This is a genomic window from Promicromonospora sp. NPDC057488 (assembly GCF_042802395.1).
Taxonomy (GTDB): domain Bacteria; phylum Actinomycetota; class Actinomycetes; order Actinomycetales; family Cellulomonadaceae; genus Promicromonospora.
This window is the reverse complement of record NZ_JBHVEG010000064.1, coordinates 20952-31991: the sequence shown is the minus strand read 5'-3', so window position 1 is coordinate 31991 and position 11040 is coordinate 20952. Positions and strand designations below refer to the sequence as shown.

Sequence of the window (11040 nt, the reverse complement as noted above, 5' to 3'; positions counted from 1 at the left end):
GTGTGTGAGCACCGGACGTGAGGTCGCCCGGTGCTCACACACCGCGGGGCTGCGTCGTCAGACCGGTGTTCAGGTCGTGGCGGCGAGCGCGGGCGGGCCCGCCCCCGCCACGACACAATGAGGACGGACCGGAGGAAGACCGATGAGGATCGCAGTCGCAGGCGGAACGGGAGCGGTCGGCAGGCACACCGCTCGGGCGGCGCGCGAGCGCGGGCACGACGTGGTGGTGCTCTCGCGGGCGGACGGCGTGGACGTCACCACCGGCCGCGGGCTGACGGCGGCGCTGCGCGACGCGGACGCCGTCGTCGACGTCACCAACACGACGACGTTCTTCGCGCGGACGTCGCGCCGGTTCTTCGAGGCCGCCACGCACCACCTGCTCGCGGCCGAGCAGGCGAACGGGGTGGGCCACCACGTGGCCCTGTCCATCGTGGGCATCGACGACATGGACGCGTCGTACTACGCGGGCAAGGTCGCCCAGGAGCGCGCCGTGCGGGCCGGCCAGGTGCCGTACACGATCGCGCGGGCAGGGCAGTTCCACGAGTACGTGGGCCGGCTCCTGTCCAGCCAGAAGGGTCCGGTGGCCGTCATGCCCACCGCGCCGATGCGGCCGGTCGCCGCGCGCGAGGTGGGGGAGCACCTCGTCGCCGTCGCCGAGGCCGGTCCCGTGGGGCGCGCCACGGATCTCGTCGGTCCGCAGGACGAGCAGCTCGCCGACCTGGCCCGGCGGCAGCTCGCCCACGAGGGCATCCGCCGCCGGGTCTGGGAGGTCACCCTGCCCCTGACCTACACCCGGGGGCTGGCCTCGGGGGCGCTGCGCGGCGGCGCGGACCGGATCGAGGCCCGGATCACCTTCGACGACTGGCTGGCGAGCGAGGACCACCGGCCGCTCGGCTGACGGCGCCCGCTCACCTGACGGCGCCCGCTCACCACCGCTCGTGCGGGATGCGCTCCAGGATCAGCAGCATGATGATGCCGCTGATCAGCATCGGGAGCCACTCCTCGTGCCCCTCCGCCACCTGGATCCCGCCGATCACCACGCAGGGCAGCGCCGCGAGGCCGACGAGCACGATCACGACCCGGACCGGTGTGGGGAACTTGGCCGGCTCGGGCGGGCGGAACTCGGCCCAGGGGGACTCGGCCGGAACTGTCTCGGTCGGGAGGGGCTCGGCCGGGAGTGTCTCGGCCGGGAGCATCTCAGCCGGCTCGGGCTCCGGTACGAGCCCGAGCCCTACCAGCTCCTCCTCGGTCAGGATCGGCCCCAGCGGGGTGACGGCGGTCGCGAGCGGGCCGTCGTCGTCCTGCCCGACCGCGTAGGCGACGCGCTCGCCGCGCTCCAGGCTCTGGTAGCCGTGCGTCAGGATCTCGACCTGGTGCACGCGCAGGCGCGGCCCGCCGTCGTCCGGCGCGACGACGCCCCACCCGGCCTCGGCGTCGTACCTCGTTACGGTCCCCTCGGCCATCACGTGCCCCCTGTGCTGTGTGGTCGTGCGCGTGGTCGTGCGTGTGGTCGTGGTCGCGCGGTGCGGGTCGTCCGCCGAGACGCTAATGCTGCGGCGACGCCGCGTCCAGGACCGCCCGGCAGTTCCGTCCCGCTAGGCTCCCGTGTGCCACGAGGAGAGGTACCCGGATGACGTTCAGCGAGACCGCACGCGCGGCGTTCCGGCGCGGGGACGACGACGCCGTCGCGCGCCTGGCCCACGACGAGGCCGAGCGGGCCCGCGCGGCCGACGACCTGCCCGCCCTCGTCGAGGCGCTGTACATGCGGTCCCGGCTGGCGATCCGCGCCGGCGACCTCGACGAGGCGGCGCGGATCGCGCAGGCAGCGCTGGCCGCCGCCGTCCGGACCGGCGACCGCGGCCTGGAGGAACGCCCGCGGCACGTCCTGGCCGGCGTGACCCGCATGGCGGGCGACCTGCCCCGCGCCCGCGTGCTCTACCAGGAGAGCATCGAGCTCAACGAGGCCCTCGGCAACGCCGACACCGTCACCTCCGAGCTGCACAACCTCGCGTTCACCGAGCTGGGCCTCGGCGAGCGGGCGGCGGCGCGCGAGCGGTTCGCGACCAGCCGCGCCCGCATCGTCGCCGGGCACTACCGCGACTTCGTCCCCTACGCCTACGTCGGGGCGGGCGCCCTGGCCGTGGCCGACGGCGACCTGCCCCGCGCCGCCCGCCTGCTCGGCCTCGCGGAGCGCGCCTTCGCCGACCTGGGCCAGGTCCCCGACCCCGACGACGCCGCCGAGCTCGCCGCGGTCGAGGCCGCCGTCCGCGCCGGGCTCGGTGACGGCGGCCTGGCCGACGGCCGCGCCGCCGGATCCCGTCTCGACCCGTGGGAAACGCTGGTGCTCGCGGTGCGCGACGGCATCGAGCTCGGTGTACCACAAACCCCCTGACCAGCAAGAACGCCCGCACGCTCCGCCTCCGGCCCCAGGAGATGAAAGTGTTCGAGATGAGAAATGCCGGCCCTTCCGCACCACCCGACGCTCATGGTCGGATGACCCCCATGAACCCGCAGACCACCCGGCACGCCGCCACGCTGGAGGACCACACCGGGCTGACGTCGCTCACGGAGATCACCAGCAGCCCCGACCCGCAGGCGCACTACACGCGCCTGCGCGCGCAGTGGGGGGAGGTGGCGCCGGTCGAGATCGAGCGCAAGGACGACGTCGTGGTGCCGGCCTGGCTGGTGCTCGGGCACGCGGAGAACTGTCACGTGATGCGCTCCGAGGTCGACTTCAGCCGGAACGCGGCGAACTGGCGCTGGAACCGCGAGAACCTGCTGCCCGCCGGTACCGCGATCGGCACGTTCGCCCCGCCCGCGCCACGGCCGACGTCCTTCTACCACGACGGCCCCGAGCGCGAGCGGCTGCGTGCGCCGCTCGACGACGCGCTGGCCGCGCTCGACGAGCGCGCCGTGCGGGACCAGACCCGGTACATGTGCGAGCGCGTCATCGAGCGGATGGGCGACTCCGGGTCCGGCGACCTCGTGAAGGTGTACAGCCGGCCCGTCGGGTTCCTCGCGATGACCACCACGCTCGGGTTCGACCTGGAGACGGGGGCGAAGCTCATGGCCGACTCCGCCGCCGTGGTCAGCGGCGACGGCGAGCAGGTCGCCAAGGCCCAGGCGTCCACGGCTGCGATCGTCATGGAGCACATCGGCCAGCGCCGGCAGGACGGCGGGCAGGACCTCATCGGGCACCTGGTCGGCCACCCCAACTTCGCGCACGACGGCGAGATCGCCACCAGCGCGATCGTGCCCGTGAGCGCGGCGGCGATCTTCCTGACCGCCTGGATCACCCAGACGCTGCACCAGATCCTCGCCGACCGGGAGCTGTCGGCCCGGATGTCGGGCGGCCGGCTCACGCTGGACGGCACGCTCGACCAGGTGCTGTGGCGCCGGTCGCCCATCGCCCAGTCCCCGGCGCTGCGCTACGCCCGCAACGACGTGCAGCTCGGCGGGCGCTCGATCCGCAGGGGCGACGCGCTGGTGCTTGCGATCGCCGCGGCGAACGCCGACCCCGCCGTGCACACCGACGACCTGTGGGACGAGGTGGACAACCGCTCCCACCTGTCCTGGGGCACCGGGCCGCACGCCTGCCCGGCGCCCCGGCTGGCCCGGCTGATCGCCCGCACCGCCGTCGACCACCTGCTGCGGCACCGGGACGTGCAGCTCGCCGCGCCCGAGAGCAGCCTGCCCGCGGCCGCCTCGCCGTGGGTGCGGCACGCGGAGAAGCTCCCGGTGACCTGGGAGCGGGCGACCGACCGCGGGGCGTTCCGCTAGCCCAGCACCTAGCCCAGCACCGCGGGCAGCCGCACCGGCCCGTTGGCGACGAACCCGGGCACCTGGCCGTGGTCGCCGTCCGGGTCGACGAGCCGCAGGTCGGGGAAGCGCTCGAAGAGCGCCCGCAGGGCGGTCTCGGCCTCGAGCCGGGCCAGCGGCTCGCCCACGCAGTGGTGCGCGCCGGCGCCGAAGGCGAGGTGCGTGCGGTCGGCCCGCGCGGGGTCGAAGGCCGCGGGCTCGGCGTGCACGGCCGCGTCGCGCCCCGGGGCGCCGAACACGGCGATGATCGGGTCGCCCTTGGCGATGGGCACGCCGCCGAGCTCCAGGTCCTCGACCGCGAACCGCAGGGGGATGTAGATCACCGGGGGCGCCACGCGCAGCGTCTCGTCGACCACGGCCGACCAGGTCACCTCGCCCGAGCGGACGGCGGCCAGCACGTCCGGGTGGGTCAGCAGCAGCCGGATGGCGGAGGCCAGCAGGTTCACGGTGGTCTCGTGGCCGGCCACGAGCATGAGGTTCGCGGTCGAGACGGCCTCGTCGTCGGGCAGCTCCGCCGCGACGGTGCTGATCAGGTCCTCGCCCGGCTCCGCGCGCTTGGCGTGGACGAGCGCGGCCAGCATCGACCGCAGCTCGAGCTGGGCGGCGCCCTGGGCCTCGCGCGAGGCGCCGGTGTTGATCAGGGTGTCGGCGCACCGGCGCATGTCCGCGCGCTGGTCGTCCGGCACGCCGAGCAGGTCGCAGATCACCTCGACCGGGATCGTCGCGGCGAAGACCTCGCGCAGGTCCACCTCGGCGCCGCCCTTGCCGGCGTCGGCCAGGGCCTCCAGCGCCGCGGTGGTGGCCGCCGTGACGCGCGGCTCCATCGCCCGGGTCCGGCGCGCCGTGAACGACCGCGCCGCCACCTTGCGCATCGCGCGGTGCTCGGTGCCGTACGCGTTGAACATCGACCGCCCGGTCACCCACGTGTACAGCGGCCACTGCGGCGTGATGTCGCCGTCGAGCAGCGCCGCCCAGTGCTGCCGGGCGTCCTTGGAGATCTTGGGGTCCACGAGCATCGGGCGCAGCAGGGCCAGGTCGGTCACGGCCCACGCCTCCACCCCGCCGGGCAGCGCGACCCGGGTGACCGGCCCCCGCTCCCGCAGCCGCGCTACCTCTTCCAGCGGCGCCCTGCCGGTGGCATCCAGGACCAGCGTCTCCACGAGCACTCCTCACGACGAACGACGTATTGCGGAACCAGTCAGTGGCCCAGTCTTTGCCGTGATGCCCGCTTTGTCCATATCGGCGGGGGCGATGAGCGGAGGCGATGCTCCGTCAGTCGAAAAGACGGCGGAACACGTTCGTGTCCGCGAGGTCGACCAGCTCGTCGCCACGCCCCGACATGATGGTGCGGATCGCGTACAGCGTGAAGCCCTTGACCTGCTGGGCGTTGACCGCCGGCGGGATGGACAGCTCCTGGCGGGCGGTGACGACGTCGACCAGCGCCGGGCCGTCGTGGTCGAACGCCTCGCGCAGGGCGCCCTCCAGGTCGTCGGGCTGCTCCACCCGCCGGCCGTGGATGCCCATCGCGTTCGCGACTTCGGCGAAGTTCGGGTTGTCGAGCTGGGTGCCGTAGTTCACGAACCCGGCGGCCTTCATCTCGACCTCGACGAAGTTCAGCGACGAGTTGTTGAACACCACGACCTTCACGGGCAGCTTGTACTGCCGCAGGGTGAGCAGCTCGCCCAGCAGCATGCCGAGTCCGCCGTCACCCGCCAGCGCGACCACCTGCCGGTCCGGGAACGCGGACTGGGCGCCGATCGCGTGCGGCAGGGCGTTGGCCATCGTGCCGTGGTTGAACGAGCCGATGAGCCGCCGCCGGCCGTTCATCGTCAGGTAGCGCGCGGCCCACACGACGGGTGAGCCGACGTCGGGGATGAACACGGCGTCGTCGCTCGCCAGCTCGCTCACCAGCCGCGCGACGTACTGCGGGTGGATGGGCTCGCGGTTGCGGTCGTTGTCGGCCAGCTCGTCGAGGCTCTTGCGGGCCCGCGTGTAGTGCTTGATCGAGGAGTCGAGGTGCCGGCGGCTGCTCTTGTCGTCCAGCCGCGGGAGCAGGGCCTCGATCGTGTCGCCGACGTCGCCCACCAGGCCCAGGTCGATCGGCGTGCGCCGGCCGAGCTGCTCGCCGCGGACGTCGACCTGCACCACCTGCGCCTTGGACGGGTAGAACTGCGGGTACGGGAAGTCGGTGCCGAGCATGAGCAGCGCGTCGCAGCTCTCCATGGCGCGGTAGCCGGAGGCGAAGCCGAGCAGGCCCGTCATACCGACGTCGTACGGGTTGTCGTACTCCAGGAACTCCTTGCCGCGCATCGCGTGCACGACCGGCGCCTTGAGCTTCTCAGCGATCTGCAGCACCTGCCGGTGGGCGCCCTCGGTGCCGGCGCCGCCCAGGATCGTCACCCGCCTGGCGTCGTTCAGGATCTGCGCCGCGATCCCGAGCTCGTGCTCGCCGGGGCGCACCACGGGCTGCGCGGCCCGGATCGGCGCGGACTTCTTGCGGCCCACGTTCTCGGCCAGGAAGATCTCGCCCGGGACCACGACGACGGCGACGCCGCGCTTCTCGACGGCGGTGCGCATCGCGATCTCGAGCACGCGGGGGAGCTGCTCGGGCAGGCTCACGAGCTCGGTGTAGACGCTGCACTCGCGGAACAGCTCCTGCGGGTGGGTCTCCTGGAAGTAGGTGCTGCCGATCTCGGTCGCGGGGATGTGCGCCGCGATCGCGAGCACGGGCACCCGGCTCCGGTTGGCGTCGTACAGGCCGTTGACCAGGTGCAGGTTGCCCGGCCCGCAGCTGCCCGCGCACACGGTCAGCTCCCCGGTCAGCGCGGCCTCGGCCGCCGCCGCGAACGCCGCCGCCTCCTCGTGGCGCACGTGCTGCCAGGCCACCTTGTCGGTGCGGCGGATCGCGTCGGTGAACCCGTTCAGCGAGTCGCCCGGCAGGCCGTAGACCCGCTCGACCCCCGCGTCCTCGATGATCTCGACGATGGTCTCGGCAACGTTCGTCATGGGTGCGCCCCCTGGCCGATCGACGTTCGCGCTGCTCGGGCGGTGCCTCCCGGGTCAGCAGGTCCCGACGAACGTATGCCGCGGCCCTCCGCGTCGCAACGCCGGGCGGCGGGTCACCCGCCAGTTGCGTGGAACGGGCGGGCCGCGCGTCCTACGCTCGGGCGTATGGCGTCCGTACCGGTGTCCGACGACGTGCTGGCGTGGCTGCTCGACAGCGACCCGGCCCTGCGCTGGCAGGTCGAGAGGGACCTGCTGCGCGCGCCCGCCGACGTCTGGCAGGCCACGCGGGCGCGCATCGCGACCGAGGGGTTCGGGGCCCGCCTGCTCGCGCTGCAGGACGAGGCCGGCACCTGGGCCGGCGGGGCGTTCTTCCCGGCCGGCTTCGACTTCGACGGCCCGGAGGCGCAGCCCGGCGCCGGGCAGCCGTGGACCGCCACCACGTGGTCGCTCAACACCCTGCGCGAGTGGGGCCTGGATCCGACCGTGCTGCGTGAGCGGGACACCGCCGCCCTGATCGCCGCCAACACCCGGTGGGAGTACGGCGACCTGCCCTACTGGGGCGGCGAGGTCGATGCCTGCATCAACGGGTTCACGCTGGCCAACGGCCTCTGGCTCGGGGCGGACGTCGCGGGCATCGCCGACTGGTTCGTCGCGCACCAGATGGCCGAGGGCGGCTGGAACTGCGAGTGGGTCGAGGGGTCGACCCGCGCCTCGGTGCGGTCCACGCTCAACTCGCTCAAGGGCCTGCTCGCCCACGAGGAGGCGACGGGCGGCACGGACGCCGTCCGCGAGGCGCAGCGGCGGGCCGAGGAGTACCTGCTGGAGCGGCACCTCATCCACCGGCTGACCACCGGCGAGCCCCTCGCCGACTGGGTGTTCCGGCTCGCCTACCCGTTCCGCGCGTTCTACGACGTGCTCACCGCCACCGACTACTTCCGCGCGGCGTCGCTGCTGCGCGACACACCGCCCGACCCGCGCGTGGCCGAGGCCGTCGAGCTGGTGCGCTCGCAGCGGCAGCCGGACGGCACCTGGCTGCAGGCCCGGCGCCACCCCGGCCGGGTGTGGTTCGAGGTCGACGTCGACGCGGGGCAGCCGTCGAAGTGGCTCACGTTCCACGCGACGCGCGTGCTCGGCTGGTGGGACGACGCGGTGCACGGGAGCTGCTGAGGCTCACCGATCGTCCGCCGAATCGATCACTATCGATCAGAATGTTGACCTCGACATGGGTGTCGACCTACGTTCGGGCGGAGCGCAGCGCGAGGTGGTCGGTCGAACCGATCACGAACGATCATCGGTGATCGTCGCCTCGCGCGCCGGACCAGTCAACGACGACGACGGAGAGTGCCCCATGCCACGTCCCCACCGCCGCACGGCCAGATCCACCGCGGTCGCCGCAGTCCTCGTCCTCGCCGCGGGCGGCCTCCTGGCCCCCAGCGCGAGCGCGAGCGCACCGCGCGACGCGACCACGACGCCGTCATCGGCCACCACCACGTTGCCGGTGCTCCGGCTCGACGACCCGGCGATCGACTGGCGAGAGCTGCTGGTCGACGGCGACGACGTGCAGCGCGGGGCCGACGGCACCGCGTTCAACACGTTCGGCGGCTTCGGGTCGGTGTCCTGCAACAACACCTCCAACCTGCTGCTCGACTACAAGGAGGAGCAGCCCGAGGCGTACTGGCGCATCATGCGGATGCTCTTCGACCCCGAGACGGGCGCGGGGCTCAAGCACATCAAGGTGGAGCTCGGCGCCGACAGCAACTCGTCGTCGGGCGCGGAGCCGGCCACGAAGCGCAGCGCCGACGAGCCCGCGAACGTGCTGCGCGGCGCGGGCTTCCACTTCATCGCCGACGCGCTGTCGATCAACCCGGACATCGAGACCGAGGCGCTGCGCTGGGGCGAGCCGTCCTGGACCGGGAACGATCCCGTGAAGCGCTACCAGTGGTACAAGGAGACGATCGACGCCGCGTACGACACCTTCGGCGTCGAGTTCGACTGGATGAGCCCGTCGCAGAACGAGGTGCGCGGCGCGACCTACCAGGCGTCCGAGCTGGCGTGGACGGTCAAGTTCGCGCAGTGGCTGGAGCGGGACGCCGCCGCGCCGGACGCCCGCTACGACTACTCGAAGATCAAGATCGTGGCCCTGGACTCGTACCGGGAGGGCGACGCCGTCGCGGCCCGCATCCTGGCCGACCCGGCCGCCCTGGAGCAGGTGGACGCCCTCGGCTACCACTACGACATCGTGGGCGGCCCCAACGTGACCCGGCTGAACAAGGAGTTCGGCAAGGAGATCCTGTACTCCGAGGGCGTGGCGCCGATGATCGACCCGCAGTACCGTCTCGCCGCGGACCCGTCCCGGGGTGGCGTCGGGGGTACGGTCTCGGCCGCCGACATCGCCGACCGGTTCATCAACGCCTACCGCTGGAGCGGCGCGGGCGCCGACCCCGCGCACATGACGACGTTCCTGTTCCAGCCCGCGGTCAGCGCCATGTACGAGGGCACGCAGTACTCGCCCAAGCACCTCGTCCGCGCCTCCGACCCGTGGTCCGGCTACTGGGAGGGCGACGTCGGCCTGGTCGCCGTGCGGCACTTCCACCAGTTCGTCGGCGACGGCTGGGAGTACGTCGAGGGCGCCACGGGCGGCGACGGCACCAAGGGCGACGGCGGCACCAACGTGGACACCTCGACCCGCACCGTGCTCACGGCCCGCACACCCGCGGCCGCGGACGGCGAGGGCAGTGCCGACAGCGAGGACGGCGCCGACGGCGAGACGCAGTGGTCGCAGGTGCACGCGAACAACACCCGCACCGACCGGTACTTCGAGGTCAAGGTGGCCGACCTGGGCCCCGCCGACCGGCCGCTGTACGCGTGGGAGACGCGCGGGCCGGACGCCGGCCAGGAGTACGACGCGAACTACTTCCAGAACACCGGCGTCTACGAGCCGGTCCGCACCGAGACGATCGGCGGCGTCGAGCACGACGTCTACCGCGTCAAGGTCCCGGCGTACTCGATCCTGACGCTGTCGACGCTCGCCCACGGCGTGTCCGGCAGCACAGACGAGTATGTGCCGGGGGAGCTCGCGCCCGACACGGCCGACACGATCCTCCCGCTGCCGTACCGCGACGACTTCGAGTACGACGAGTACCCGGTCACCCGGGTCGGCGGCGAGCGGATGACCTACCTGGAGCGCCGCGGCGGCACGCCGCGCTACACGGCGGACCAGGACGGCGCCTTCGAGGTGGTCCGCGGCGACCGGCGCACGGGGCACGTGCTCCAGCAGCAGATCAACGCGGGCAACCGCGGGTTCACCTGGAACGTGTGGGGCAACGGGCGGCAGGACGTGCTCCAGACCGCGTCCCCGTCGACCGTGCTGGGCGACCACCGCTGGGCCGACTACGCGGCGGCCGTGGACTTCCGGCTCGACGACGTGGACCGCGACGCGAGCCTGGAGAACTTCGCGGGCCTCGGAGTGCGGCAGACGTACGCGCGCGGTGGCGACCAGGCCACCTACGCCGTCCGCGTGCACGAGGACGGCCGCTGGCAGCTCCGCAAGCTCGACCAGGTCGTGGCCTCGGGCACCGTGGCCGGGTTCGACGGCGGCCGCTGGCACGAGCTAGCGGTCGAGGCGCGCGAGAACGTCGTCACCGCGACGCTCGACGGCGTCCGCCTGACGCGGTACACGGACACGTCCGCCAACCCGGTGCTGGCCGGCCGCATCGCCCTGACCAGCGGGTTCTACAACACGCAGTACGACAACCTGGCGGTCACCCCGGTGCAGGGCTACGCCTGGGCCGCGGAGAAGATCGACGACGCCGACCCGCGCCTTACCTACCCGGACGGGTTCACCTTCACCCAGGCGGGCTACGCGCACTTCAACCGCACGCAGCACGTGCTCGCGGCGGGCCGGTCGGTGACCGTCCCGTTCCGGGGCACCGGGATCAACCTGTTCGGCGCCACGGCCGCCGCGACCCTGGAGGTGAGCGTCGACGGCGCCGCCCCGCGGACCGTGCAGGTCGGGCCGGTGGGCACGCGCGAGACGTCCTACTGGCTACGCGGCCTGGGCAACCGGCAGCACACGGTCACGGTCCGGGTGGTCAGCGGCACGTTCACCCTGGACGGCGTCGACGTGCTGACCCCGGGGCGGTCCTGACCTGGGTTGGTCCTGACCGGGCGCCACAGTGAGCTCGGTCAGTTGTCTCGAGACCGGTCAGTTGACCG

8 protein-coding genes are annotated in these 11040 nt (G+C 73.1%); 5 read left to right on the top strand and 3 right to left on the bottom strand.

Annotated elements, in window-relative coordinates; genetic code table 11:
* Window positions 1-142 precede the first annotated feature (142 nt).
* Window positions 143-898 carry an SDR family oxidoreductase gene (locus ACFU5G_RS14975; protein WP_377245874.1) on the top strand — a complete coding sequence of 252 codons (756 nt, stop codon included), beginning with the start codon at window positions 143-145 and terminating at the stop codon, window positions 896-898.
* A 28-nt stretch (window positions 899-926) separates the two neighbouring features.
* On the opposite strand, the gene ACFU5G_RS14970 is transcribed toward ACFU5G_RS14975, so the two are convergent.
* The gene (locus ACFU5G_RS14970; RefSeq protein ID WP_377245871.1) at window positions 927-1463 is read right to left on the bottom strand and encodes a cold-shock protein; all 537 of its coding nucleotides are present in this window, start codon (window positions 1461-1463) and stop codon (window positions 927-929) included.
* Window positions 1464-1630: 167 nt separating this feature from the next.
* On the opposite strand from ACFU5G_RS14970, the gene ACFU5G_RS14965 reads away from it, so the two are divergent.
* Window positions 1631-2392, top strand: a complete 762-nt coding sequence (locus tag ACFU5G_RS14965; RefSeq protein ID WP_377245868.1) for a tetratricopeptide repeat protein — start codon at window positions 1631-1633, stop codon at window positions 2390-2392.
* A 110-nt stretch (window positions 2393-2502) separates the two neighbouring features.
* Complete coding sequence (locus tag ACFU5G_RS14960; protein ID WP_377245865.1) at window positions 2503-3780, top strand: cytochrome P450; 1278 nt, start codon at window positions 2503-2505, stop codon at window positions 3778-3780.
* A gap of 8 nt (window positions 3781-3788) precedes the next feature.
* On the opposite strand, the gene ACFU5G_RS14955 is transcribed toward ACFU5G_RS14960, so the two are convergent.
* A complete protein-coding gene (locus tag ACFU5G_RS14955; protein WP_377245862.1) occupies window positions 3789-4979 on the bottom strand; it encodes a cytochrome P450 in 1191 nt (396 codons plus the stop codon).
* Between the two features lie 112 nt (window positions 4980-5091).
* Complete coding sequence (poxB, locus tag ACFU5G_RS14950; protein ID WP_377245859.1) at window positions 5092-6825, bottom strand: ubiquinone-dependent pyruvate dehydrogenase; 1734 nt, start codon at window positions 6823-6825, stop codon at window positions 5092-5094.
* Window positions 6826-6990: 165 nt separating this feature from the next.
* On the opposite strand from poxB, the gene ACFU5G_RS14945 reads away from it, so the two are divergent.
* Window positions 6991-7992 (top strand): squalene cyclase, encoded by a 1002-nt coding sequence (locus ACFU5G_RS14945; protein WP_377245856.1) that lies wholly within the window; start codon window positions 6991-6993, stop codon window positions 7990-7992.
* A 181-nt stretch (window positions 7993-8173) separates the two neighbouring features.
* Window positions 8174-10972: a hypothetical protein gene (locus ACFU5G_RS14940; protein ID WP_377245853.1), complete on the top strand. Its 2799-nt coding sequence runs from the start codon at window positions 8174-8176 to the stop codon at window positions 10970-10972.
* Window positions 10973-11040: the final 68 nt, after the last annotated feature.

Coding starts and splice junctions, on each gene's coding strand:
- ACFU5G_RS14975 (WP_377245874.1), top strand. CDS start 143: ATGAGGATCGCAGTCGCAGGCGGAACGGGAGCGGTCGGCAGGCACACC.
- ACFU5G_RS14970 (WP_377245871.1), bottom strand. CDS start 1,463: ATGGCCGAGGGGACCGTAACGAGGTACGACGCCGAGGCCGGGTGGGGC.
- ACFU5G_RS14965 (WP_377245868.1), top strand. CDS start 1,631: ATGACGTTCAGCGAGACCGCACGCGCGGCGTTCCGGCGCGGGGACGAC.
- ACFU5G_RS14960 (WP_377245865.1), top strand. CDS start 2,503: ATGAACCCGCAGACCACCCGGCACGCCGCCACGCTGGAGGACCACACC.
- poxB (WP_377245859.1), bottom strand. CDS start 6,825: ATGACGAACGTTGCCGAGACCATCGTCGAGATCATCGAGGACGCGGGG.
- ACFU5G_RS14945 (WP_377245856.1), top strand. CDS start 6,991: ATGGCGTCCGTACCGGTGTCCGACGACGTGCTGGCGTGGCTGCTCGAC.
- ACFU5G_RS14940 (WP_377245853.1), top strand. CDS start 8,174: ATGCCACGTCCCCACCGCCGCACGGCCAGATCCACCGCGGTCGCCGCA.